The organism is Vibrio sp. CCUG 15886, from assembly GCF_028570825.1.
GTDB classification, from domain to species: domain Bacteria; phylum Pseudomonadota; class Gammaproteobacteria; order Enterobacterales; family Vibrionaceae; genus Vibrio; species Vibrio vulnificus_B.
In genome coordinates this window covers 256656-281292 of the sequence record NZ_JAQQBT010000005.1, presented here as the reverse complement: position 1 = coordinate 281292, position 24637 = coordinate 256656, and the positions used below count along the sequence as shown (strand labels likewise).

Below are 24637 nucleotides of genomic sequence, written 5' to 3'. Positions count from 1 at the left end.
TGAAGGGTTACTGTTATGGCTAAACAATCAATGAAAGCACGTGAAGCAAAACGTGCAAAGCTAGTAGCTAAGTTCGCTGAAAAGCGTGCTTCTCTAAAAGCTATCATCAGCGATGTAAATGTATCTGAAGAAGATCGTTGGAATGCGGTTCTAAAACTGCAAACTCTTCCACGTGATTCTAGTGCGTCACGTCAGCGCAACCGTTGTAACCAAACTGGTCGTCCACACGGTTACCTACGTAAATTCGGTCTGAGCCGTATCAAAGTTCGTGAAGCTTGCATGAAAGGCGAGATTCCTGGACTTCGTAAGGCTAGCTGGTAATTGCCACTTTAATCATTTGGAGTAAATCATATGAGCATGCAAGATCCGATTTCGGATATGCTGACCCGTATTCGTAACGGTCAGGCAGCAAACAAAGTTGCTGTTAAAATGCCTTCTTCAAAGCTGAAAGTTGCAATCGCTGCACTACTAAAGGCTGAAGGTTACATCGTTGACTTCGCTGTTGAAGGCGAAGCAAAACCTGAGCTAGAAGTTACTCTTAAGTACTTCCAAGCTAAACCAGTAATCGAGCAACTGAAGCGTGTTTCACGCCCAGGTCTGCGCGTCTACAAGAAGAAAGACGATCTGCCATCTGTTATGGGTGGTCTAGGTGTTGCTGTAGTTTCCACTTCCAAGGGTCTGATGTCAGACCGTGCTGCTCGTAAAGCAGGTCTTGGTGGTGAAATCATCTGCTACGTAGCTTAATAGGAGTAGAATATGTCTCGTGTTGCTAAAGCACCTGTCGCTATTCCAGCTGGCGTAGAGGTGAAACTGAACGGCCAAGAAATCACTGTAAAAGGTGCTAAAGGTGAACTATCTCGCGTTATCAACAACGCAGTAGTTATCGCTCAGGAAGAAAACAAGCTAACTTTCGGTCCTCGCGAAGGTGTTGCTAACGCATGGGCACAAGCAGGTACTGCTCGCGCTCTAGTTAACAACATGGTTGTAGGTGTTACTGAAGGCTTTACCCGTAAGCTAATCCTTAAGGGTGTAGGTTACCGTGCTGCTATCAAAGGCAATGCGGTTGGTCTAACTCTTGGCTTCTCTCACCCAGTTGAGCATGAATTGCCAGCGGGTATCAAAGCTGAGTGTCCTAGCCAAACTGAAATCGTTCTAACTGGTTGTGATAAGCAGTTGATCGGTCAAGTTGCAGCAGACATTCGTGCTTACCGCGCGCCTGAGCCTTACAAAGGTAAAGGTATTCGTTACGCAGATGAAAATGTGCGTAGTAAAGAAGCTAAGAAGAAGTAAGGTAACACTATGGATAAGAAAGCATCTCGCATCCGTCGTGCTACACGTGCACGTCGTAAGATTGCAGAACTTGGTGCAACTCGCCTGGTAGTACACCGTACTCCTCGCCACGTTTACGCTCAAGTTATCGCAGCAAACGGCTCTGAGGTTATCGCAGCAGCTTCTACTGTAGAAAAAGCGATCCGTGAGCAAGTGAAATACACTGGTAACATCGAAGCAGCTAAAGCAGTTGGTAAAGCTGTAGCAGAGCGCGCTCTTGAAAAAGGCGTATCTACTGTTGCATTCGATCGTTCTGGTTTCCAATACCACGGTCGAGTAGCGGCGCTAGCAGATTCTGCTCGCGAAGCTGGTCTGAAATTCTAAGGTAGGGTTGGAAGATGGCTAAAGAACAACAAGTTCAAGCGAATGATTTGCAAGAAAAGCTAATCGCAGTTAACCGTGTTTCTAAAACGGTTAAAGGTGGTCGAATCATGAGCTTTACTGCACTAACAGTAGTTGGTGACGGTAACGGTCGTGTAGGTTTCGGTTACGGCAAAGCTCGTGAAGTACCTGCAGCGATCCAAAAAGCAATGGAAAAAGCGCGTCGTAACATGGTTACTATCGCACTTAACGAAGGCACACTTCACCACCCAGTGAAAGGTCGCCACTCGGGCTCTAAAGTTTACATGCAGCCTGCTGCAGAAGGTACTGGTGTTATCGCAGGTGGTGCGATGCGTGCAGTACTAGAAGTTGCTGGTGTACACAACGTACTGTCTAAAGCGTACGGCTCTACTAACCCAATCAACATCGTTCGTGCAACGATTGATGCGCTAGTAGACGTTAAGTCACCAGAAATGGTTGCTGCTAAACGTGGTCTAACTGTTGAAGTTATTTCGGAGTAAGAACACCATGGCAACTATCAAAGTAACACAAACTAAAAGCTCAATTGGTCGTCTACCTAAGCACAAAGCTACACTTCGTGGTCTAGGTCTTCGTCGTATCAACCACACAGTAGAACTTGAAGATACTCCGTGCATTCGCGGTATGATCAACAAGGTTTACTACATGGTTAAAGTTGAGGAGTAATCAGAAATGCGTTTGAATACTCTATCACCGGCTGCTGGCTCTAAGCATGCTCCTAAGCGTGTAGGTCGCGGTATCGGTTCTGGCCTTGGTAAAACAGGTGGCCGCGGTCACAAAGGTCAAAAGTCACGTTCTGGCGGTAAAGTTCGTCCAGGTTTTGAAGGCGGTCAGATGCCTCTAAAACAACGTCTACCAAAATTCGGTTTCACTTCTCGTAAGAGCCTAGTGTCTGCTGAAGTTCGCGTAGCTGAGCTAGCGAAAGTAACTGGTGACGTGGTTGATCTAAACAGCCTTAAAGCTGCTAACGTTATCACCAAAAACATTGAGAACGTGAAAATCGTTCTTTCTGGTGAAATCAACAAGGCAGTGACTGTTAAAGGTCTACGTGTGACTAAAGGCGCTAAAGCTGCAATCGAAGCTGCAGGCGGTAAAATCGAGGAATAATCTCGAGGAACGAGGTACAGATGGCTAAGAAACCAGGACAAGATTTTCGTAGTGCTCAGAGCGGCTTAAGTGAACTGAAGTCGCGCTTATTATTCGTAATTGGTGCACTTTTAGTATTCCGAGCTGGCTCTTTTGTGCCGATTCCTGGTATTGACGCTGCTGTACTTGCCGATTTGTTCGAACAGCAAAAAGGTACCATCGTTGAAATGTTTAACATGTTCTCCGGTGGTGCTCTTGAGCGTGCATCTATTTTAGCTCTGGGCATCATGCCGTATATTTCGGCATCTATTGTTGTCCAGTTGCTAACTGTAGTTCATCCAGCGTTAGCTGAACTCAAGAAAGAGGGTGAAGCAGGCCGTCGTAAGATCAGCCAATACACACGCTACGGCACGCTTGTACTTGCAACATTCCAGGCTATTGGTATTGCAACTGGCTTACCAAACATGGTCGACAATCTGGTCGTTATCGATCAAACCATGTTTACGCTAATTGCAACCGTGAGTTTAGTAACCGGTACCATGTTCTTAATGTGGTTAGGTGAACAAATTACTGAGCGTGGAATTGGTAATGGTATTTCATTACTGATCTTTGCAGGTATTGTTGCTGGATTGCCTTCGGCAATCGGTCAAACAATCGAGCAAGCGCGTCAAGGTGAATTGCATGTACTTCTTCTGCTGTTAATTGCAGTTTTGGCTTTTGCTGTAATTTACTTCGTTGTTTTCATGGAGCGTGGTCAACGTCGTATCGTTGTTAACTACGCGAAGCGTCAACAAGGTCGTAAAGTATTTGCAGCACAAAGCTCGCACCTTCCATTGAAAATTAATATGGCTGGTGTAATTCCTGCGATTTTCGCATCAAGCATTATCCTGTTCCCTGGAACATTGGCCCAGTGGTTCGGTCAGAATGGTGAAAGCAGCGCGTTCGGTTGGTTAACTGATGTGTCATTGGCTCTAAGTCCTGGTCAACCGCTATATGTAATGCTTTATGCAGCAGCGATTATTTTCTTCTGTTTCTTCTACACGGCGTTGGTTTTCAACCCGCGTGAAACAGCAGATAACCTGAAGAAGTCAGGTGCATTCGTACCCGGTATCCGCCCAGGCGAGCAGACAGCCAAGTACATTGATAAAGTAATGACGCGTTTAACCTTAGCTGGTGCGCTTTATATTACCTTTATCTGTCTGATTCCGGAGTTCATGATGGTCGCGTGGAACGTACGTTTCTACTTCGGCGGTACATCACTACTTATCGTAGTTGTTGTAATTATGGACTTTATGGCACAGGTACAGACACATATGATGTCTCATCAATATGAGTCTGTGTTGAAGAAAGCGAATCTGAAAGGCTACGGCCGTTAATCCGGCGGTAGTTTCAGTTTCAATTACGGAGTTTAGCAATGAAAGTTCGTGCTTCCGTTAAAAAAATCTGCCGTAACTGTAAAGTAATCAAGCGTAACGGTGTAGTTCGCGTGATTTGCAGTGAGCCAAAGCACAAGCAGCGCCAAGGCTAATCAGCAGAAATTTTTACTTGAAATAAAAGGTAGTGTCGAGTATATTCCTCGGCCTACCTTTTGCGTGCAAAAGAAGTAGTATCCCGCAGCGTATCCGACACGGGCTTTGCTGCGGATAATTCTTTTATGAAACCTAGGAGTGAATAATGGCCCGTATTGCAGGCATTAACATTCCTGATCAGAAACATGCTGTAATCGCTCTAACTGCGATCTACGGTATCGGTAAAACTCGCTCAAAAGCTATCCTAGCTGACGTGGGTATTGCTGAAGATGTTAAGATCAGTGAACTAACTGAAGAGCAGATCGATCAACTGCGTGATGGTGTAGCTAAGTACACTGTAGAAGGTGATCTACGTCGTGAAGTATCTATGAACATCAAGCGTCTTATGGACCTTGGCTGTTACCGTGGTCTTCGTCATCGTCGCAGTCTACCTCTACGTGGACAGCGTACTAAAACCAACGCTCGCACCCGTAAGGGTCCGCGTAAGCCGATCAAGAAATAATCGGGAAGGTAGAGTACAATGGCTAAACAACCAACTCGCGCGCGCAAGCGCGTACGCAAGCAAGTTGCGGATGGCGTTGCGCACATCCATGCTTCTTTCAATAACACAATCGTAACTATCACTGACCGTCAAGGTAATGCTCTTGCATGGGCTACTGCTGGTGGTTCAGGTTTCCGTGGTTCTCGTAAGTCTACTCCGTTCGCTGCACAGGTTGCTGCTGAGCGTTGTGCTGAAATGGCTAAAGAATACGGCCTAAAGAACTTGGAAGTTATGGTTAAGGGTCCTGGTCCAGGTCGTGAATCTACTGTTCGCGCACTGAACGCAGCTGGTTTCCGCATCACCAACATCGTTGATGCTACACCAATCCCTCATAACGGTTGTCGTCCACCTAAGAAACGTCGCGTATAACGTTTTTTAGATTACTGGAGAAAGATCATGGCAAGATATTTGGGTCCTAAGCTGAAGCTTAGCCGTCGTGAAGGCACTGACTTGTTCCTTAAGTCTGGTGTTCGCGCGATCGATACCAAGTGTAAAATTGATAACGCACCAGGTGTACACGGCGCTCGTCGCGGTCGTCTATCTGAGTATGGCGTTCAGCTTCGTGAGAAGCAAAAAGTACGTCGTATGTACGGCGTTCTAGAAAAACAATTCCGTAACTACTACGCAGAAGCTGCTCGTCTTAAAGGCAACACAGGTGAAAACCTACTTCAGCTTCTTGAAGGTCGTCTTGATAACGTAGTTTACCGCATGGGCTTTGGTGCAACTCGCGCAGAAGCACGTCAGCTAGTTAGCCACAAAGCTATCCTAGTAAACGGTAAAGTTGTAAACGTTCCTTCTTTCAAAGTAGCGGCTAACGACGTTGTTTCAATTCGCGAGAAAGCTAAACAGCAAACTCGTATCAAAGCAGCTCTAGAAGTTGCTGAACAACGTGAAAAACCAACTTGGATTGAAGTAGATGCTGGCAAGATGGAAGGTACATTCAAGCGTATGCCTGAACGTTCAGATCTATCAGCTGACATCAACGAACAATTGATCGTCGAGCTTTACTCTAAGTAAGGTTAAACTAAAGAGAGGACACAATGCAGGGTTCTGTAACAGAATTTCTTAAGCCACGTCTAGTTGACATCGAACAGATCAGCTCGACCCACGCAAAAGTAACTCTTGAGCCATTGGAGCGTGGTTTCGGCCATACTCTAGGTAATGCACTTCGCCGTATTCTTCTATCTTCTATGCCAGGTTGTGCTGTAACAGAAGTAGAAATTGAAGGCGTTCTTCATGAGTACAGCACTAAAGAAGGCGTTCAAGAAGATATTCTTGAAATCCTACTAAACCTAAAAGGTTTGGCTGTACGCGTTGCCGAAGGCAAAGATGAAGTGTTCATTACACTGAACAAATCAGGCTCGGGCCCTGTGGTTGCAGGTGACATCACCCATGACGGTGATGTAGAGATCGCTAACCCTGAACACGTAATTTGTCACCTAACGGATGACAACGCAGAGATCGCAATGCGCATCAAAGTAGAACGTGGTCGTGGTTATGTTCCAGCTTCAGCTCGTATCCATACTGAAGAAGATGAGCGTCCAATCGGTCGCCTACTAGTAGACGCTACTTACAGCCCAGTAGACAAAATTGCCTACGCTGTAGAAGCAGCTCGTGTAGAACAGCGCACTGACTTAGACAAGCTTGTTATCGATATGGAAACGAACGGTACTCTTGAACCTGAGGAAGCAATCCGTCGCGCAGCAACTATTCTTGCTGAGCAATTGGATGCGTTCGTAGATCTTCGTGATGTACGTGTACCTGAGGAGAAGGAAGAGAAGCCAGAATTCGATCCGATCCTACTGCGTCCTGTAGACGATCTTGAACTAACAGTTCGCTCTGCTAACTGTCTGAAAGCAGAAGCGATTCACTACATCGGTGATCTAGTACAACGTACTGAGGTTGAGCTACTTAAAACGCCAAACCTTGGTAAAAAATCTCTTACTGAGATTAAAGACGTACTTGCGTCACGTGGTCTGTCTCTGGGCATGCGCCTAGAAAACTGGCCACCTGCATCAATCGCTGAAGATTAATCGATACTAGTTAGAAGGATTAGGTCATGCGCCATCGTAAGAGTGGTCGTCAACTCAACCGCAACAGCTCACATCGCAAAGCGATGTTCAGCAACATGGCTAGCTCTCTTGTACGTCATGAAGTTATCAAGACTACATTGCCAAAAGCTAAAGAGCTACGTCGCGTAGTTGAGCCTTTGATTACACTAGCTAAGACTGACAGTGTTGCTAACCGTCGTCTTGCGTTTGCACGTACTCGTGACAACGAAGTAGTTGCAAAGCTATTTAACGAACTAGGTCCACGTTTTGCTGCTCGTCAGGGCGGTTACACTCGTATCCTAAAAGCTGGCTTCCGTGCTGGTGACAAAGCTCCAATGGCTTACATTGAGCTTGTAGATCGCCCAGCTGCTGAAGAAGCTGCTGCTGAGTAATCAGGTTCGTAAGAACAGAAAAGCCGAGCATTAGCTCGGCTTTTTTGCGTTTGTAAGGTAGGGAAATAACGAGCCACGCCTTACTTCCTTTGAGAAAGCTTCGTTCAGAGAATCGCGAGCGAACTCCGTTCTTCGAGATGAGATCGCGGAGAGAGAGTCAAAAGTTGCAGACAGCACTGGTTCCTAATTTGGATTTCATTATCTGAATTTAAAGAAAAAGGGTTGGCACTGCGCACCAACCCCTCAACATTTTCTCGCTTCTCGCTTCTCGCTTCTCGCTTCTCGCTTCTCGCTTCTCGCTTCTCGCTTCTCGCTTCTCGCTTCTCGCTTCGCTTATTTCCAGATAGAAGAAAGGCTATCTAGCAAACCTGAGCTTGCGCCCTGGTTTTGTAGTGCGCTTAGGATGATCGGTGTAAAGGTAGAAATAAGAGCTGGATCTAATCCCAATGCCGAAAATGCGCTCTTAACCGTTTCGTTATTACTAATTAAAGCCGTCAAGCCACTTGACTGTAAAGAATCAAATCCCGGAATGAGCCCCGATAACTCATTGTTTTCGTTACTGCTCAATGAGTTTTGAGCTAACGCGAGTAGTGAGCCGATCCCGCCAATAGCCTGTTCAGATGACACATTAGTGCTATTTTGTATCGCGGAGACGAGATCGCTATCGGCTGCTCCTTTTTGAGACCATGTTTGAACTGCGCCCATCAGCGCCGCATTAGCGATTTCGCTATAGCCACTTTCGGTACCTGTTTGAGTTTGTTTCGATGTCGTTTGACATCCCATAAGTGCAACACTGACAAAGGCGGCGATAGCGATTTTCTTGTACATAATATTTCCTTATTTTCTGACTTATTTTCGGTATTGTCGCAACCGAATATTCTTGTTTTGAATGGTTTCAGTATTATCCAAAAAAAACGGCGACACAATGTGTCGCCGTTATGAGAAATGCTACAAGTTTAGATTAAACGATGTCTAGCAGTTCTACTTCAAATACAAGTGCTGCAAATGGAGGAATGGACGCGCCCGCACCACGCTCGCCGTAAGCAAGATCGTGTGGGATGTACAGTTTCCATTTAGAGCCTACAGGCATCAGTTGTAGTGCTTCAACCCAACCTTTAATCACACCCGTTACTGGGAATTGCGCTGGTTGGCCACGTGATACTGAGCTATCGAAAACGGTGCCGTCAACCAGTTCGCCATGGTAGTGAACACGTACGGTTTTGTCTGACGTTGGGATTTCGCCATTACCTTCGGTGATGATTTCGTATTGCAGGCCAGACTCAAGAACCGTTACTTCTGGACGAAGTGCGTTGTCTTTTAGGAATACCTCGCCGTCAGCCGCTGCGGCTTTTGCCGCTTCTGCACGCGCAGATTCTGCGCGAGTGTATAGCTCGTGTAGCGCTTTGTTGATTTCGTCTACTTCAATCGCTGGCATGTCGCCTGTTAGAGATGTGGCGATACCCGCGGCGATGGCTGCAACGTTTAGGCCATCAAGACCTGAACCTGCTAGCTGCTGGCCCATTTGTAGGCCGATACCGTAGCTTGCTTTCTCTTCTACGGTTTCAAATTTAATGTCAGACATAAAAGTCACTCTTATTGAACGAATGAAAGCGAAAGGATAACAGTTTAGGCTACAGGTTTAAATGGTCCATCTCTCACCGACGGGCGTATGGCCGTGTAAAAGGAACGTTTTCCTTCACGCTTTTTAACCATTTTTACCTTGTAATGACTCACTGTCATCGGAAAGCACTATACTCAGCCAATTTGTATTTTTATACTGAGTGCAAAGGGTTTGGAGAAGCACTAGCATGAATCGACGTAGAAAGAAGAAGGCTCAGGTAGATTATCTGGCGCTGTGTAAACAGCGTATTGCTCAATTTGATTACCAGCGTATTTTGTCCAACGTAAAGCAGTTTTGGGCAACGTTGCCACGTTTACATCAACGTGCGCTTTATGTTTTGGTTCCTGTCCTGTTTGTCTTGTTACTATGGCCAAGTAGCGAACCAGAGCTCAAAGTGTCAGAGCCTAGCACGCCGCAGCGTATTGCTTTGGATATTGATACTACCGGGTTAAGCCAGCAACGCACAGAAGAGCAGAACAACTTAAAGTCCAATAGCTGGAAGGAATACCTAGTGCGTGATGGTGACACTCTTTCTCAGGTGTTTCGTAATAATCAATTGTCGATGTCGGATCTCAATGCACTGGTGCGCATCGAAGGGGATGACAAACCGCTCAGCCAGATCAAACAAGGTCAGTTGGTGCGTTTTAAGCTCAATGACACTGGCCAATTGGACATTTTACAGTTGGAAAAAGGCACCACTTCAGTGATGTTTTTCCGCTTGTCTGATGGTGGTTTTGGCCGCAGCAAGTAGCGCTGCCGTGTGATGAATCAGTCCCAATAAGGCGCGTTGAGCGCCTTATTGCGTTTATGCGAGCTCTCTTTTTCTAGCTCGATGATGGAGAGCGATGTTTCCGTTGCCTGGCATGTAACCACTCGCGGACGGGCAGTAGCGGCAGCACAATCAATGAAATTCCTAGCCAAGTGAAGCCATCAGGCAGTTCGTTAAAACCAACCACGCCAATGAGGGTGACAAACAGCAATCCAGAATACTCCGAGAGCGCAATTTGGCCTGCTGGCGCACGGCGATACGCTGCAACGGCCAAGCCGTTATAGCCAAGGATGCACACTGCGCTTATTGCGACCAACAGAAACAGTTGAGCACTCATGGGTTGCCAATGAAATAGCGCGAGCAAGGCAGATACCGGAAAGGAGAACAGGGTTGTCCACCATAATGTGGTCACCACCGATTGCGAGGCCGGCAATTTTCTCACTAGGATGTTAAACAGTGCGAGTGTGGTGGCGGTGCCGAGTGCAAAGAGTGCCGCCCAATGAAATTGAGAAGGACGTAACACGATCAACACACCAACAAAGCCCAGGCTGGTCGCAAGCACTTTGGCGGCGGAAGGGCGTTCTTTCAATAGCCAAATCGACAATGGCAGCATGAGTAACGGTGCGGCATAAAAAACCGCATTGGCGGTTGCCAGCGGCAGATAAGTGATAGAAACCATCATGCAACCGCTACCAATCAAAATGAGGTGCGCTCGGGTGATGGTCACTGCGGGTTGTGTTAATCGCCGTTGTTCTGGCGATTGAACCCACCATAAGGGCGTGATGAGTAAGAGCGAGACCACCTGACGTAAAAACATGTATTGAAATGGGGAGATGTCGCCGTCGATGAGCTTCACGGCGACATCGGAAAGCGTCGCCAAGAAATTGCCAACAATCAGTAAAACGATAGCCAGTTGCTGAGCTTGCATTTAGTTGCCTTTACGCATGTCGATATGGGGGATTCCATCCTCAAGGTACATGTCTGACACTGTACGAAAGCCGTGATGTTGGTAAAACGCTTCGAGGTGTTGTTGGGCACCAATGTCGATTATTGTGTTTGGCCAAAGTTTGTCACAATATTGCAACGCCTGATTGAGCAATTGATGGCCAAGGCCATTGCCTCGTGCACTGGCTAAGGTTGCCACGCGTCCGATTGAGGCGTGAGGGTAAGTGGTTCCAGCAGGAAGCAAGCGACTACAAGCAACCAACTCTTCTCCTTGATAACCCAATAGATGGTAGACCCCTGGTTTTGTATCGTGACCATCGAGCTCAGGATACGGGCAATTTTGCTCAACGACGAAGACATCAACGCGAAGTTTTAATAACTGATAAAGCTGGGTGTTTGACAGCTGCGCAAACGGCAGCAATTGCCATTGGGTCATGGATAACGCTCCTTATGAAATGAGTATGGCGACTCTAATCTTTGTCTCCCACTAATGCCATTAACATATGTTAACGATGGTTATCTCTATGTCATCGAGTTAAACCGTTGAACGGTTTTTGATTCGACTTAGACTGACAGGGGTGATACCCAAATACGCCGCAATTTGCCGATCACTGAGCCGTTCCAATAACGTGGGGAACGACGTTTTAAACAAGTGGTATTTTTGCTCAGGAGTGTGAAGCAGCAAAAAGCGCTCTTTACGTTCTTTGTAAACCAGTTGAGTCTCGAGTAAGTGCGTGTAAAGCGGGTGATGCGTTGAGCGCCAATGCTGCAGTAACTCGATAGGAAATGTCAGTAAATGCACTGGTGTTAATGTCTCAAGCAGAAAAGGGCTCGCTTGTTGCAAAATTGCGCTTTCAAAACCGATCATCCAATCGACTTCCCAATAGAATTCTTTGCTGAATTCTTTACCTTCTTCGGTGAGATAGCAGGCGTGGCACAACCCATCGAGCAAAAAATAAAATTGCTGCGGACACTCTCCCTGATGATGGAGAATATGACGAGTGGGTAATTGCAACTCTTTGGCGTGAGAGAGCACCAGAGCAATGTCATCGGCGGATAAATTGAGCTGCTGAAGCTGTTGTGTAAAGCGAGTGTCCATGTCTCTCCCTAAAAAAAAACCGTTGCCTTAGGGCAACGGTTTGAGTTTAAGCATTTCTCGTATCGAGAAAAGTTATTTTTGTAGATCCAACTGGTACACGGCGAAACCAACGTCGTCCGTCGCAATCTGCTTCATTGGGTAGATGCCTTTCTCCTTGATGAACTGAGCCGCTTTGTCGCTTGGCGAGGTTTCAAAGCGAATATCCAGTGCTTTGTCTGACTTAATCGGCGCAAAAGTCCAGTTATTGTCGGCACTTGGTGTCACTTCACCTTTTTCTTGGCTCACGCGAGAGATGTAGTTGGCCACAACAGTGCGGTTTTCATCTGGTGAATCAAACGCAACAAACTCAGAACCAGTGCCTGGGAATTTGTTGCTGTAAGCGCGGTAATTGTTGGTCGCAATAATGAATGTTTGCTTCACATCGATCGGCTTGCCTTGGTAAGTCAGGCCAATAACACGCTCAGAATCGGCGTTGATCACTTTACAATCACCGTCGTATTTTGCAGGTTTGGTCACATCAATCTGGTAGTTCACTCCATCGATCACATCGAAGTTATACGTGCGGAAACCATCCCAATCGATCAGAGATTGAGGCGCCGTGCTGCTGACGTCGATTTGCTTGAACTGACCTGCGCTGCATTCAAGCCACTCTTTCACTTCATGACCAGTGACTTTCATTGCTACCAGTGTATTTGGATAAAGGTACAAATCGGCTGCGTTACGGAACGTTAATTGACCAGATTCAACTTCGGTAAAGTTGGCCGGATCGTTTTTGCGACCACCCGCTTTAAAAGGAGCTGCAGCAGAAAGAACGGGCAGGCCAGCGAGATCAGGATCGCCTTGAATGAAGCGTTCTACGTAATCTTTCTGCGCTAAGTTAACAATTTGCACGGTTGGGTCGTCTTGAACCAATGCGAGGAAGCTGTACATCACATCGTTCGCTTTACCGATAGGTTGGTTAACGAATTCGCGTGTGCCTTTGTGGTCGGCTTCCAGTGCTTTTACCATCGCCGCATCGGCGTCGACTAATGGTTTCTTGGTCGCTTTGTCGAAAATTGGGCGTGCTTCCGTTTGTCCTTTCACCACCGTCCATTTGCCCTGCTTCTGTTGCAGCTCCAAATCAATGATGCCGACATGGCTGCCCCAGCGTCCTGGCATCACCGCCGCAACACCGTTGATGGTGCCAGCTTGATTATCGACACCTTGGATGTTGTCAAAGCCTTTACCTGGGAACACGGCGTGGGAGTGGCCAAACGCAATTGAATCAATGCCGTCCACTTCTGAGAGGTAGTAAACCGAGTTTTCTGCGCCAATTTTGTATGGGTCAGAGGAGACGCCTGAGTGTGGAATGGCGACGATCACATCGGCACCTTCTTTCTTCATCTGCGGAACCAGCTCTTCTGCGGTTTCTTTGATGTCTTTGGCGAACACTTTGCCTTCGAGGTTTTTCTTGTCCCACACCATAATTTGAGGAGGTACAAAGCCAATGTAGCCCACTTTGATGGTGTGCTCTTCACCGTTTACGTCTTTGAAGGTGTGATCTTTGATGATGTAAGGTTTGAAGTAGTGCTTGCCCGTTTTCTTATCAAAAACGTTGGCGCTGACGTATGGGAAATCCGCATCGTTAATGGTTTCCGCTAAGAACTCCAAACCGTAGTTGAATTCGTGGTTACCAATGTTACCGACATCGTAGCTCAGCTGGTTCATGGCTTTGTAAACAGGATGAACTTCACCCGCTTTAATGCCTTTAGCTGCCATGTAGTCACCCATCGGGCTACCTTGAATTAAGTCACCGTTATCAACCAATACGCTGTTGACCACTTCACCACGTGCTTGTTTGACCAGCGTTGCTGCACGCGTCAAACCAATTTGTTGTGAAGGCTTGTCTTTGTAGTAGTCGTAGTCCATCACATTAGTGTGAATATCGGTGGTTTCAATAATGCGTAGTTTGATGGTCTCAGCCATTGCTGGGCCAGCCATGACTAACATGCTGCTTAAAACGGCTAGAGATAGGGGTTTCACTGCCACTTTCATTGTCTGCTCCAAAAGAATGTTTGCGGAAAGGTCGGTGATTAATGTAACAAATAATGATGAAACCTATCTTACGCGACACATTGAATTGTGATTTTGAGCAATTACTTTATCCCGTTCTGCTTATTATCTCTCACCTTTTGCGGGTTATTTCAGCGCTGAGAGTAACGAGATTGTTTTTCCTTAGCAGTTTTTTGAATAAAAAATGAAATTTTAGAATTTCAGGTAATATGAAGAGCTCGCCATAATGCGCTTATCAATAGTTCGATGGAAAGATGAGCATGGCAGACAAGGACACAGCAACGGTTTTCCCCTTTAAGCGCCCTAGCGTTGTGGCAAGTAATCCTACGGCTGGCCGTTATGGTCACAGCCAGCTCAAGCATGGTGAAGTGGCTTTAGTCGGTGCGGGTCCGGGTGACCCGGAGCTACTGACGCTCAAAGCACTCAATTACCTACAGCAAGCCGAAGTCGTGCTGTACGACTACCTCGTCTCTGATGAGATCATGGCTCTGGTACCCAATGACGCCATTTTAGTGTGTGTCGGTAAGCGAGCGGGTCACCACAGCGTGCCTCAAGAGAAAACCAACCAACTCCTCGTGGACTTTGCCAAGCAAGGTTACAAAGTCGTGCGCATCAAAGGGGGGGATCCGTTTGTTTTTGGCCGTGGCGGCGAAGAACTAGAAGTGTTAGCCGATGCTGGCATTACCTTTCAAGTGGTCCCAGGTATTACTGCCGCAGCGGGCGCCACAGCGTATGCGGGCATACCGCTTACCCATCGTGATTACGCACAATCCGCTATGTTTATTACAGGGCATCTCAAAGCAGAAAGTGACCAATTGGATTGGTCGACTCTGGCAAGAGGGCAGCAAACACTGGTGATTTATATGGGGTTGATGAAGTCGAATTACATTCAAGAGCAATTGATCAAACACGGTCGCAGAGCACAAACACCGATTGCGATTATCGAACGTGGGACTCAGTTGTCACAGAAAGTTTTTAAAGGTCAATTATCGGAACTTGCTGATTTAGCTAAGAAAGCAGAGGCTCCAGCACTGATTGTGATCGGTGAAGTGGTGCAGTTGTCTCAGAAATTAGATTGGTTCTTATCTGGTACTCGAATCAACAATAGTGCTATTGCCAACTCAATATAATCGTTACCAAAGATTTAGGGATACGTATAAGCCAAAAGGTTTAAAAAGGAAATAACTATGGATCAACAACGCCTGACTCACTTGAAGCAGCTGGAAGCAGAAAGCATTCACATTATTCGTGAAGTGGCTGCTGAGTTCGACAATCCAGTAATGATGTACTCAATCGGCAAAGACTCTTCGGTCATGCTGCATTTAGCACGCAAAGCCTTCTATCCAGGGAAGATTCCTTTCCCACTACTGCATGTAGATACGGATTGGAAATTCCGCGAAATGATCGAATTTCGTGATCGTACGGCAGAGAAGTACGGCTTTGAATTGTTGGTACATAAGAACCCAGAAGGTCTCGCTATGGGATGTAGCCCATTTACCCACGGCTCTTCGAAACATACTGACATCATGAAAACGCAAGGTCTTAAGCAAGCATTAAATAAGTATGGTTTTGATGCTGCCTTTGGTGGCGCGCGTCGTGATGAAGAAAAATCGCGAGCGAAAGAGCGTGTCTACTCATTCCGCGACAAAAACCACACTTGGGATCCAAAAAATCAGCGCCCAGAGCTGTGGAAAACCTATAACGGCCAAGTAAACAAAGGCGAAAGCATTCGCGTGTTCCCTTTGTCGAATTGGACAGAATTGGATATTTGGCAATACATCTATCTAGAGAACATCGAGATTGTTCCGCTGTATCTGGCCGCTAAACGCCCGGTGGTAGAGCGTGATGGCATGCTGATCATGGTGGACGATGATCGTATGAAGCTGAAAGAAGGTGAAGTGATTGAAGAGAAAAGCGTACGTTTCCGTACCCTCGGTTGTTACCCACTGACGGGCGCGATCGAATCAGAGGCGAATACGTTGACAGGCATTATTGAAGAGATGCTGGTGGCGACTTCCAGTGAGCGTCAAGGACGAGCCATCGACCACGATCAATCGGGTTCGATGGAACTGAAAAAACGTCAGGGTTACTTCTAAGGATCTAAGGAAAGAAAATGAATAGTGCAGTTCAAGCTCAGCTCGCTGAGTTAGGTATTGAAGGTTACCTAAATCAACACCAACACAAATCGCTACTTAGATTCCTGACATGTGGCTCGGTAGACGATGGTAAAAGTACCCTGATTGGTCGTTTGCTACACGACTCAAAACAGATTTATGAAGATCAATTGGCCGCCGTACATAACGATAGCCAGCGCGTTGGCACCACCGGCAGCCGTCCAGACTTGGCGTTGCTAGTGGATGGCCTACAAGCGGAGCGTGAGCAAGGTATCACCATCGATGTGGCTTACCGTTACTTCTCAACTCAGAAGCGTAAATTCATTATCGCCGATACTCCAGGGCATGAGCAGTACACGCGCAACATGGCAACAGGTGCTTCTACCTGTGATCTTGCGGTGATTTTGATCGACGCGCGTAAAGGGGTGTTGGATCAAACGCGTCGCCACTCGTTTATCTCCAACTTGCTTGGCCTGAAACACTTTGTGGTGGCGGTTAACAAAATGGACTTGGTGGAATTTTCTCAACAGCGTTTTGAAGAAATTAAAGCCGAATACCAAGCGTTTTCGAAAAATCTTCGTGGTGAAACGGATATTCAAATTATCCCCATCTCTGCTCTGGAAGGCGACAACGTGGTTGAACTGAGCCAACAAATGGCTTGGTATCAAGGCCCGACACTACTCGAAATTTTGGAAGCGGTTGACGTTGAGAAAGAGAAAGAAGCGGGTGAATTCCGTTTCCCAGTGCAATACGTTAATCGCCCAAACCTCGATTTTCGTGGTTTCGCTGGCACCATTTCGTCTGGTGTGGTGAACGTGGGCGATCGCATTACGGCGTTGCCATCGGGTAAGAGCTCAACCGTTGCGCGCATCGTCACCTTCGATGGCGATCTTAAACAGGCGCAAGCGGGTTTAGCAGTGACGCTGACTCTGGCCGATGAGATCGATATCAGCCGCGGGGATTTGATTGTTCACCATGGTGCGAATGTGGAGCTCACTAACCATTTGGCAGCGGATGTGGTGTGGATGACAGAACAGCCACTTCAGCCTGGTCGTGATTATGACATCAAGATTGCTGGTAAAAAGACCATTGGTCGCGTTGAGCACATTCATCATCAATATGACATCAACAACCTTTCTAAACACAGTGCGGCTGAGTTGCCATTGAATGGTATTGGTTTGTGTGAGTGGACCTTTAATGAGTCTATCGCTCTGGATAACTACCAAGACTGTGCTGATACCGGTGGTTTCATCATCATCGATCGCCTGACAAACGTCACTGTTGGTGCGGGCATGGTGAGTGAGAGCCTGACGGAAGTAACCAAAGTAAGCAGTGATTTCTCCGCATTTGAGTTGGAATTGAATGCACTCATTCGCAAGCATTTCCCACATTGGGATGCGAAAGATTTGAGCGAACTGCTTAAGAAGTAACACTGAGTCATCATACCGAAGTTTGTAGAGTCAGTCAGACGTTGTTGTAACTGGGGGAGTGAGGCTCCCCCATCATGGGGATGTAGTATGTGGGAGCAAGGATTTGTATTGGCGTTGTTGCTGGGCATCATCACCTGTTTGCTCGTCACGAAAATCAAACCAAGCTATATTTTTGCTGGTGCGGCGTTTGCTGCATTTATGGCTGGAATGAGTGATCTAACCGCGATTGCAGCGAATTTCACCAACTCGTCCTTATTGACCTTAGTGTTGCTGATTCTCGCTTCGACTGCGTTGGAAAAGACGCGTTTGATCAGTTGGGTCAGTCGCAGTATTTCGGAAGGCAGATTGTTGACAGTGGTAGCGAAACTGGGTTTTTCTACGGCCTTTCTCTCTTCGTTTACCAATAACACCGCAGTAGTGGTGTCTCTGATTGGGGCAATCAAACGCAATCGTCAGCATGCGCCTTCTAAGCTGTTGATCCCGCTTTCTTATGCGGCGATTTTTGGGGGTACGCTGACGTTAATTGGCACGTCCACCAATTTGATCATCAACAGTTTTGTCGAAGATGCGGGATTACCCAGCCTCAGTTTCTTTACCCCAACGTTGATTGGTTTGGCGATCGTGATTGGCGGGGTGTTGGTACTGATTCCTCTAAGTTATTTGCTACCCGATTACGATGACCAAGGCCAAGATGAGTTACCGTATTTCCTAGAAGCCGCGGTGGAACCCGGTTCACCACTGGTGGGGCGTAGCATCACCGAGAACAATCTACGTGCTTTGCGTAAGCTGTTTTTGGCAGAGGTGATTCGTGATGGGCAAACGGTGCCTTCAGTGGGGCCCGATTTTGTTCTGCAAGCCAAAGATCGTTTGTTGTTTTGTGGTGAGGTCGATAGCGTCTCGACGTTGCAAGAAATTCCCGGTTTGACCTTGTTTGGTCAGCAGCATCTCAACGGACAAAACTTTGTTGAAGTGGTGGTGAGTTCATCGGCGACATTTTGCAATAAAACCCTCAAATCGAGCCGTTTTCGTGACCGGTTTGATGCGGTTGTGGTGGCGATTCGTCGTGGTCATGAGCGTCTCGAAGGGGGCTTAGGTAATATTACCTTAGCGGCTGGCGATACCTTAGTGGTAGTGCCGGGCAAGCGGTTTGAAGCGGAGCGTCAGGCACATCGTAAAGAGTTTGTGCTGATGAACGATTTGGATTCCAGCGCACGTTTAGACAGCCACAAATCGACGTTGGTGTTACTCGGTTTTATGGCGGTGATTGCTGCAGCACTGACGGGGTTAGTGCCGATCATTAAAGGCTTGGCGGTGTATCTGCTGGCTCTAGTAGTTTTTGGTATTGTGCAGCTCAATGAGCTAAGACGACGTTTTCCGATTGATATTGTGGTGATTGTTGGCTCAGCGCTGTCGATTGCGCAGTTGATGATCAGCTCTGGTTTTTCAGAGCGTATGGGTGGCATGTTCATTGAAGCCTTCAATGGCTGGGGTGTGTTTGGCGCTTTGGTGGCCACCTACTTTGTCACTTTGATTCTGACGGAATTGGTGACCAATAATGCCGCGGCGGCTCTTGCCTTTCCGCTGGGCTATAGCATGGCGTTGGGCTATGGCGTTGATCCGATGCCGTTTATCATGGCGGTGTTGTTTGGTGCCAGTGCCAGTTTTATTTCACCCTACGGGTATCAAACCAACTTGCTGGTGTACAGCGTGGGGAATTATCGTTTGTTGGATTATTTGAAAATTGGTGTGCCGATCTCTTTGGTGTATTCGGTGCTGGTGTTGACTCTGATTCCGATTTTCTTCCCGTTTTAAAAAAGGATTTTCTATGAGCAGCGTTATCGCGCAAAAAGATGAAAATGTCGTTTGGCATCAACATGCTGTGACTAAAACGCAGCGCGCAGATTTAAAACAGCAAAAGCCAGCCGTGCTTTGGTTTACGGGATTGTCTGGTGCGGGCAAATCGACAGTGGCTGGTGCGCTGGAAAATCGGCTTGCTGAACAAGGTTTTCATACTTATCTATTGGATGGAGACAACGTACGTCACGGCTTGTGCAGTGATCTTGGTTTTTCGACGCAAGATCGTCGTGAAAACATTCGCCGTATCGGTGAGTTGGCTAAGTTGATGGCCGATGCGGGCTTGATCGTGTTGACGGCATTTATTTCTCCTCACCGCGCTGAGCGTCAGTTGGTGCGTGATTTATTGCCGGAAGGGGAGTTTATTGAAGTTTTCGTCAATACGTCATTAGAAGTGTGCGAACAACGTGATCCAAAAGGTTTGTATAAAAAAGCACGTGCAGGCGAAATTGCCAACTTCACGGGAATCGACTCTGAATATGAGGTACCACTCAATCCAGAGATTGACCTGCCTGCGGGAGAAAAAGGCATCGAAGCGCTGGTGGATTTGCTGGTGGAGCAGCTCACTCTGCGTGGTGTGATTTCCCCACGTTAGTACTGTTAACTGAATTTTTGTATGACAAGAAGTGAGTGTCGCAGCGCGAGACTCACTTTTTTATTGTGATTCATTTTATGTGGATAGCTTGACGTTATTGCCGTACTGGCAATTTTCGCGTCGGTTTTACACGGTGTGATGGATGCTGCTTTGCGCGTCACTTTGTACGGTAAATTTTTGATTGAGTAGCGCAACCAGTTGATCGTAATACGAGTTATTCGGTTTGTTGCCAAGCAATTTACACAATTCATTCCCCGTTGGAGTAAAACGGTAATAAAGCAAACGCACTCCTTTGGATGTGGCATTCAACTGCAAATTTTTGCCTTGATAAGTGAGCATGAGCGGCGTTTGCTGTTCAATTTCACCCGACTCAAGCTCAGTTCCGTGCAGCAACCCTAACTCAATCAAAACCAGTAGACTGGAGAAAGGAAGTTGGAAGCTGCCAATATTAATGTTGCTGGTGGTATCGCGCTTACCAAAGCTGAACAGTCCGCCTTGCGCACGAAAGCCAATGAGTAATTTACGGCTGGCGTCACCGCCAAAGCTGCAGGCAAGCGAGGCGGCACGTTGCAGTATGTGCGCTTCCTTTGGCGTCATGTCTTGTAGCACTTTCAGCGCTTTCATCGAGGTTGAACCCGGATTGGTTACTTCGCGTTTAAGCACCTGTGCCCACAATTTTTGCATGGCACTGTTGTGGATCTCTTGCGCCATGTCGAAGAAGCGGTAGAGCCAATCCTGGTCTGGCTCACCAGCCGTTTCATCTTTGCATGATACATGCGCCAGCTTGAGGATCTGCTCTAGGTTTTTTTGTCGCTGTTCTTTGCGTTGCTCTTCACGAAACACGGCCCGCTCTAGAGCATTTTTGGCTGGCGGATCTTTTTGCAACAGCGCATCGAGGCCATAGGTTTGCGCTATGGTTTGGATTCGGCTCGCGCTGTCTTTGATATAGCTGGACTTTTTCTCCTGATAACCGCTGCTTTTGGTTTCGGGTTCCACGTCAATGACGACGGGAGGTCTGCTATCCGCCATGGGGTTTTCCTTTCATCTTTTCGCTGGCTAAGCTCTCAATGTACCTGCAATCAGAAGCAGACTGCAAGATTCACGCCTCACACTCTGCTGGTTCATGGCGAGATATTGCCCTGTTCGCGGAGAAAATCGCAAATTAACCGTGTAATAGGCTATGCCAAATGATAATAAGTTGTTAAAATTGTTGCGGTGTTTTGTGAGGGAACTATGAAGTACTTCGGAGAGAATAAGCTGAAAAAGCACCTATCAATCGCGCTACTCTTGGTGGCTTACCTAGCAACGTTAATTTATTTATCTAAATTCATTGCTTGAGAGAGAACGATTGACAGGTTGTGTAAATGTTAATCGTGATTACATGTCGTCATAAGGCTCAATGGCATCACCTTCGATCACATACGCCGTTTCTGCCAATTCATGGCTGACGGTTTCGGTTTTTAAGGTGCCCACCAGATAAATCACATCCCACAGCTCCTGAACGGGAGCGCCTTTTGGAAACTTCACATAAATAATTTGGTTTGGTGGTGGTGGTGGTACGTGAATACACGCACCAAAGTACGGCACCAACAGAAACTCTGTCACTTTGTTGGCATCCCCTTCAAGCGGAATCACAAAGCCTGGGATCTTAACTTTTTTGTTGTTGAGTTCAGGGCGAACACCGCCAACTTTGGATTGGGCGGCGGCCGTACCGGAGTGATCGGCGGCGGGCATACCGACACTGTCGAACATTTTACGTTCTTGCTCGGGGACCAAATCGATCCAATCTAAAGTGGTGACTTGTTGCGCGATGGCTTGCACAGGCAGCCAAGCGGCAAAAATCAGCGTTAAAAACAGAGTGAGTCTACGTTTCATGACGTTAAATCCTTATGGTCATTCCATCACTGAGTGATTGTTTATAAGCTCTGATTGCAGGGATAAAACCGATGAGGATGCCTGCAGTTTGAACGAAGGCGAGTAACATCCATTCATGAGGAGAAATCGCCGTCATAGTGATGTTAATGCCGTATTGTTGTTGAATGATTGGTTGCGCAATCGACAGTAATCCGTACACCCCCGCCACCCCAGTGACGATACCTGCCAGTGTCAGTAAGCTGGCTTCGCTTATCAATAACGTGAAGACATGACGAGGCCTTGCTCCCATTGCGCGTAGGATGGCCATCTCACGGCGACGCTCTTGTAAGCTGGTGAGCAAGCTGCTGAGCATGCCAAGCAACCCGGCAATGACAACGAATACCGAGACGGCCATTAAGGCTTGCTCGGCGACAGACATCATGCCCCATAGTTCATGCAGCGCGACACCAGGCATGATGGCGCTGAGCGGTTCTTGATTGTAGGTGTTGATTTCACGTTGCAGTGCAAAGGTTTGGATGCGTGATTTCAACCCGAGCATCATCGCGGTGATCTGTTTGGGCTGAAATTGTTTTTGTTCCAATTGAGTGGCATCGGGGGAAGGGCCGAGTCGAGCGCCCGATTCCCAACCGACATGGATCGCTTCAATGGCTTCAAGTGAAACGTGCACCGTTTTGTCGACGGGGGTGCCTGTTGGCGCTAGGATGCCGACCACTTTAAATGGCAAATTGTCATGGCGGCTAAAACCGACGTCACTGATGCCGTGAGCAATGATGATTTCACTGCCGATCTGATAGCCCAGTTGTTTCGCCACATCGGCACCGAGTACCGTCTCAAACAAGCCATTGAACGGTTTGCCCTGAGAAAATGTGAGTGGTTGCTTACTGCCATATTTGAAATGTTCAAAGTAGCTGTGGTTGGTCCCCATCACGCGAAAGCCTTTATGAGAATCACCCAATGAGATCGGGATAGCCCACGCTACAGCACGATGGTTGGCAAAATCTTGATAGCTCTTCCAGTCAATATTGTTGGTGGCATTGCCGATGCGAAATACCGAATACAGTAAGAGGTTTACTTGGCCAGAACGCCCGCCGACGATGAGATCGGTGCCTGAAATGGTATTGGCAAAACTCTCTTTGGCTTGCGTGCGAATTTTCTCGACCCCCAACAGCAGAATGACCGAGATCGCCACCGTTAGCACGGTCAAAAAGGCGGTGGCTTTGCGATTCCGTAAGCTTTTCCAAGCTAAGGTCATCGTTGCGCTCATGAGGCTTCTCCTGCTTGGTTGAGTTGACGTAGATCCACTGTGCGGTCAAAAAGACGTTCCAAGGTGGGATCGTGACTGACAAACACCAAGGTGGCATTGGCAGCGTTGGCTTGTTCCATCAACAGTTCGATAAAGGCGCTGCGATTGTCGAAATCCAGTGCTGACGTTGGTTCATCTGCAATCACTAGAGCCGGTGCACCGATTAACGCACGTGCCGCCGCAACGCGTTGTTGTTGCCCGATACTCAGTTCACTGACCGATTTGAGATGCAGCGATTGCGGTAAATGGAGGCGAGTAAGCAACTGCGCCGCTTTCGCTCGGGCATCGCCTTCCACATGGGTTGCGCGTGTGCGAGAGAACTGGCAAGGCAGCAAAACGTTCTCCAATACATTGAGATATGGCAATAGATTAAATTGCTGGAAGATATAACCGATATTGTCGGCGCGAAACTTATCTCGTTGACTGGGAGACAGTGCGGCCAGTTCTGTACCGAGAATCGTGAGTTGACCAGATTGTACTTGGTTGATGCCGGTTAATAGACTCAGCAGTGTGGACTTGCCACAACCACTAGGGCCTTTAATAAAAACATGCTCACCGCGAGCAACGGAAAAATGCGGTATCTGCAGGATAGGCTGGGTAGCCTCTTTCCACGTAAAAGAGACTTGCTGTAGTTCAATGACGGCAGGCGAAGTGTTCACCATAACATTTACCCTATTGAGTGGAGAAGAATAGCAGGTAAGTCACCACTTACCTGCTGAGCTTAGCCGTTATTTCAATGAGACTGTGTTGTGTGCTGGCGACAAGGCAAGGGCACTTTGTACTTTGTCCGTTAGAACATTGGCCTGAATAGCTTGAGTCGCAGGGAATTGTTTAAACCAATCGGTTTCAAGTGCATTCAACGCTGCCACATTGCCACAGTGATATTGGTACTCGACGGTAAAAGCCCCATGACCATCGTGCTCATGTCCGTGGTCGTCATGATGTTCGTGGTTGTCATGATGTTCGTGGTCATCATGATGTTTGTGGTCATCATGATGCTCATGGTCATCGTGCTCTTCACCGCCTAAGGTGTGTGTTACCGATACATTCTCAATCGTGCATTTGGCGGCTTCATTGATTTGAACCATCAAGTCGGCTTGAGAGAGTTTTTCCACTGCGGCCTTAAGTTGATTTTCTTGCTCTGTGTTTTCTGGAGCGTGTTCAAAACCGACGACATCGGCCCCCGGAGCGGTGATTTCGAGCAGAAGATCATGGCCGTCTTGGGCGATATTAAATTCGACCTGACCGTGTACGTGAGCATCGTGTTGACGAAAGCCCTCTTGCGCAGACGCGAGAGCAGAAAAAGAAAGCCCAACCAAAATGGCGAGAGAAGTTTTGCGTAGCATGGTTCTAATCCTTAATAAACTAAATTGAAATACTTATAGACTTATTTAGTTGAAGGGAGGAGAACGCGCCAAATAGGCACTGGTTGGTTGATAAGGTGCAATTGCTGTAACGGGTTGCGGCTGTGCGTATTCGGGCACCAAAACGGGGACGCTAATCGCTGCTTGGTTAACACCATGATGGGCATTGGCAAACAGTTGGCAGTGATGGCTGTTGTGGTGCTCGGCATTAAAGTCAAAGTCATGGGCAATGCTGGCAAAGCTCAAAAACACGCTGAGTACCACCGCAAAGATCGCAGTGTGGCGCAAAGTCATGAAAGGGAGGCTAAGATTGTGTTGCATAAACCGA

32 protein-coding genes are annotated in these 24637 nt (G+C 47.4%); 20 read left to right on the top strand and 12 right to left on the bottom strand.

The genetic code is table 11. The annotated features are described in order from the left end of the window. Nucleotides 1-15: 15 nt before the first annotated feature. The 14 genes from rpsN (at nucleotide 16) to rplQ (ending at nucleotide 7288) form a co-directional block, all read left to right on the top strand. Nucleotides 16-321: a 30S ribosomal protein S14 gene (gene rpsN / locus PQQ36_RS12840; protein WP_011078820.1), complete on the top strand. Its 306-nt coding sequence runs from the start codon at nucleotides 16-18 to the stop codon at nucleotides 319-321. A 30-nt stretch (nucleotides 322-351) separates the two neighbouring features. After that, nucleotides 352-744 (top strand): 30S ribosomal protein S8, encoded by a 393-nt coding sequence (rpsH, locus tag PQQ36_RS12835; protein ID WP_011078819.1) that lies wholly within the window; start codon nucleotides 352-354, stop codon nucleotides 742-744. 12 nt (nucleotides 745-756) lie between these two features. Continuing rightward, nucleotides 757-1290, top strand: a complete 534-nt coding sequence (rplF, locus tag PQQ36_RS12830; RefSeq protein ID WP_011078818.1) for a 50S ribosomal protein L6 — start codon at nucleotides 757-759, stop codon at nucleotides 1288-1290. A gap of 9 nt (nucleotides 1291-1299) precedes the next feature. Continuing rightward, nucleotides 1300-1653, top strand: a complete 354-nt coding sequence (rplR, locus tag PQQ36_RS12825; RefSeq protein WP_011078817.1) for a 50S ribosomal protein L18 — start codon at nucleotides 1300-1302, stop codon at nucleotides 1651-1653. Nucleotides 1654-1667: 14 nt separating this feature from the next. Further along, entirely contained in the window at nucleotides 1668-2171 is a 504-nt protein-coding gene (gene rpsE, locus PQQ36_RS12820) for a 30S ribosomal protein S5 (RefSeq protein ID WP_273661620.1), read from the top strand. Between the two features lie 7 nt (nucleotides 2172-2178). Beyond that, the gene (gene rpmD / locus PQQ36_RS12815) at nucleotides 2179-2355 is read left to right on the top strand and encodes a 50S ribosomal protein L30 (protein ID WP_011078815.1); all 177 of its coding nucleotides are present in this window, start codon (nucleotides 2179-2181) and stop codon (nucleotides 2353-2355) included. Between the two features lie 6 nt (nucleotides 2356-2361). After that, nucleotides 2362-2796, top strand: a complete 435-nt coding sequence (rplO, locus tag PQQ36_RS12810) for a 50S ribosomal protein L15 (RefSeq protein ID WP_011078814.1) — start codon at nucleotides 2362-2364, stop codon at nucleotides 2794-2796. Between the two features lie 20 nt (nucleotides 2797-2816). Beyond that, entirely contained in the window at nucleotides 2817-4151 is a 1335-nt protein-coding gene (secY, locus tag PQQ36_RS12805) for a preprotein translocase subunit SecY (protein WP_011078813.1), read from the top strand. 38 nt (nucleotides 4152-4189) lie between these two features. After that, entirely contained in the window at nucleotides 4190-4303 is a 114-nt protein-coding gene (gene rpmJ, locus PQQ36_RS12800) for a 50S ribosomal protein L36 (protein ID WP_000868186.1), read from the top strand. Between the two features lie 146 nt (nucleotides 4304-4449). Then, nucleotides 4450-4806 (top strand): 30S ribosomal protein S13, encoded by a 357-nt coding sequence (gene rpsM / locus PQQ36_RS12795; RefSeq protein WP_011078812.1) that lies wholly within the window; start codon nucleotides 4450-4452, stop codon nucleotides 4804-4806. An 18-nt stretch (nucleotides 4807-4824) separates the two neighbouring features. After that, complete coding sequence (rpsK, locus tag PQQ36_RS12790; protein WP_001118870.1) at nucleotides 4825-5214, top strand: 30S ribosomal protein S11; 390 nt, start codon at nucleotides 4825-4827, stop codon at nucleotides 5212-5214. A 27-nt stretch (nucleotides 5215-5241) separates the two neighbouring features. Next, nucleotides 5242-5862 (top strand): 30S ribosomal protein S4, encoded by a 621-nt coding sequence (gene rpsD, locus PQQ36_RS12785; protein WP_011078811.1) that lies wholly within the window; start codon nucleotides 5242-5244, stop codon nucleotides 5860-5862. 23 nt (nucleotides 5863-5885) lie between these two features. After that, the gene (locus PQQ36_RS12780) at nucleotides 5886-6878 is read left to right on the top strand and encodes a DNA-directed RNA polymerase subunit alpha (protein WP_010445384.1); all 993 of its coding nucleotides are present in this window, start codon (nucleotides 5886-5888) and stop codon (nucleotides 6876-6878) included. A 26-nt stretch (nucleotides 6879-6904) separates the two neighbouring features. Next, nucleotides 6905-7288: a 50S ribosomal protein L17 gene (gene rplQ, locus PQQ36_RS12775; protein ID WP_011078810.1), complete on the top strand. Its 384-nt coding sequence runs from the start codon at nucleotides 6905-6907 to the stop codon at nucleotides 7286-7288. Between the two features lie 333 nt (nucleotides 7289-7621). Here rplQ and PQQ36_RS12770 read toward each other — a convergent pair whose 3' ends face one another. Both PQQ36_RS12770 and PQQ36_RS12765 read right to left on the bottom strand, forming a co-directional pair. Then, nucleotides 7622-8116 carry a DUF2780 domain-containing protein gene (locus PQQ36_RS12770; protein ID WP_011149348.1) on the bottom strand — a complete coding sequence of 165 codons (495 nt, stop codon included), beginning with the start codon at nucleotides 8114-8116 and terminating at the stop codon, nucleotides 7622-7624. A gap of 133 nt (nucleotides 8117-8249) precedes the next feature. Then, nucleotides 8250-8870 carry an FKBP-type peptidyl-prolyl cis-trans isomerase gene (locus tag PQQ36_RS12765; RefSeq protein WP_026050414.1) on the bottom strand — a complete coding sequence of 207 codons (621 nt, stop codon included), beginning with the start codon at nucleotides 8868-8870 and terminating at the stop codon, nucleotides 8250-8252. 226 nt (nucleotides 8871-9096) lie between these two features. Here PQQ36_RS12765 and PQQ36_RS12760 point away from each other — a divergent pair, with 226 nt between their 5' ends. Next, complete coding sequence (locus PQQ36_RS12760) at nucleotides 9097-9660, top strand: LysM-like peptidoglycan-binding domain-containing protein (protein ID WP_011078807.1); 564 nt, start codon at nucleotides 9097-9099, stop codon at nucleotides 9658-9660. 73 nt (nucleotides 9661-9733) lie between these two features. Here PQQ36_RS12760 and PQQ36_RS12755 read toward each other — a convergent pair whose 3' ends face one another. From PQQ36_RS12755 to cpdB, 4 genes are all read right to left on the bottom strand, one after another. Beyond that, nucleotides 9734-10606, bottom strand: coding sequence for a DMT family transporter (locus PQQ36_RS12755; protein ID WP_263130517.1), 873 nt, complete (start codon nucleotides 10604-10606; stop codon nucleotides 9734-9736). Beyond that, nucleotides 10607-11059 (bottom strand): GNAT family N-acetyltransferase, encoded by a 453-nt coding sequence (locus PQQ36_RS12750; RefSeq protein WP_039552496.1) that lies wholly within the window; start codon nucleotides 11057-11059, stop codon nucleotides 10607-10609. 99 nt (nucleotides 11060-11158) lie between these two features. Further along, nucleotides 11159-11722, bottom strand: a complete 564-nt coding sequence (locus PQQ36_RS12745; RefSeq protein WP_065090748.1) for a Crp/Fnr family transcriptional regulator — start codon at nucleotides 11720-11722, stop codon at nucleotides 11159-11161. A gap of 72 nt (nucleotides 11723-11794) precedes the next feature. After that, nucleotides 11795-13756, bottom strand: a complete 1962-nt coding sequence (cpdB, locus tag PQQ36_RS12740; RefSeq protein ID WP_182290350.1) for a 2',3'-cyclic-nucleotide 2'-phosphodiesterase — start codon at nucleotides 13754-13756, stop codon at nucleotides 11795-11797. A gap of 272 nt (nucleotides 13757-14028) precedes the next feature. On the opposite strand from cpdB, the gene cobA reads away from it, so the two are divergent. The 5 genes from cobA (at nucleotide 14029) to cysC (ending at nucleotide 19767) form a co-directional block, all read left to right on the top strand. Beyond that, entirely contained in the window at nucleotides 14029-14904 is an 876-nt protein-coding gene (gene cobA / locus PQQ36_RS12735; RefSeq protein WP_011078802.1) for a uroporphyrinogen-III C-methyltransferase, read from the top strand. Nucleotides 14905-14961: 57 nt separating this feature from the next. Further along, on the top strand, nucleotides 14962-15870 hold the full coding sequence (gene cysD, locus PQQ36_RS12730; protein WP_011078801.1) for a sulfate adenylyltransferase subunit CysD: 909 nt from the start codon (nucleotides 14962-14964) through the stop codon (nucleotides 15868-15870). A 17-nt stretch (nucleotides 15871-15887) separates the two neighbouring features. After that, nucleotides 15888-17318, top strand: coding sequence for a sulfate adenylyltransferase subunit CysN (cysN, locus tag PQQ36_RS12725; protein WP_182290347.1), 1431 nt, complete (start codon nucleotides 15888-15890; stop codon nucleotides 17316-17318). An 87-nt stretch (nucleotides 17319-17405) separates the two neighbouring features. After that, nucleotides 17406-19130 carry an SLC13 family permease gene (locus tag PQQ36_RS12720; RefSeq protein WP_011078799.1) on the top strand — a complete coding sequence of 575 codons (1725 nt, stop codon included), beginning with the start codon at nucleotides 17406-17408 and terminating at the stop codon, nucleotides 19128-19130. A gap of 13 nt (nucleotides 19131-19143) precedes the next feature. After that, nucleotides 19144-19767: an adenylyl-sulfate kinase gene (gene cysC, locus PQQ36_RS12715; protein ID WP_011078798.1), complete on the top strand. Its 624-nt coding sequence runs from the start codon at nucleotides 19144-19146 to the stop codon at nucleotides 19765-19767. A 126-nt stretch (nucleotides 19768-19893) separates the two neighbouring features. Here the strand turns inward: cysC and PQQ36_RS12710 are convergent, their stop codons facing one another. The 6 genes from PQQ36_RS12710 to PQQ36_RS12685 form a co-directional block, all read right to left on the bottom strand. After that, on the bottom strand, nucleotides 19894-20796 hold the full coding sequence (locus tag PQQ36_RS12710; RefSeq protein WP_039552507.1) for a TIGR03899 family protein: 903 nt from the start codon (nucleotides 20794-20796) through the stop codon (nucleotides 19894-19896). 348 nt (nucleotides 20797-21144) lie between these two features. Beyond that, complete coding sequence (locus tag PQQ36_RS12705) at nucleotides 21145-21642, bottom strand: DUF3299 domain-containing protein (protein WP_011078796.1); 498 nt, start codon at nucleotides 21640-21642, stop codon at nucleotides 21145-21147. Between the two features lie 4 nt (nucleotides 21643-21646). After that, nucleotides 21647-22906: an ABC transporter permease gene (locus tag PQQ36_RS12700; RefSeq protein ID WP_011078795.1), complete on the bottom strand. Its 1260-nt coding sequence runs from the start codon at nucleotides 22904-22906 to the stop codon at nucleotides 21647-21649. Beyond that, entirely contained in the window at nucleotides 22903-23607 is a 705-nt protein-coding gene (locus tag PQQ36_RS12695) for an ABC transporter ATP-binding protein (protein WP_011078794.1), read from the bottom strand. The genes PQQ36_RS12700 and PQQ36_RS12695 overlap by 4 nt, the downstream gene beginning before the upstream one ends. Nucleotides 23608-23673: 66 nt before the next feature. After that, complete coding sequence (zrgA, locus tag PQQ36_RS12690; protein ID WP_182290345.1) at nucleotides 23674-24291, bottom strand: zinc uptake protein ZrgA; 618 nt, start codon at nucleotides 24289-24291, stop codon at nucleotides 23674-23676. Between the two features lie 45 nt (nucleotides 24292-24336). Continuing rightward, on the bottom strand, nucleotides 24337-24630 hold the full coding sequence (locus PQQ36_RS12685) for a DUF2607 family protein (RefSeq protein ID WP_011149363.1): 294 nt from the start codon (nucleotides 24628-24630) through the stop codon (nucleotides 24337-24339). Nucleotides 24631-24637 lie beyond the last annotated feature (7 nt).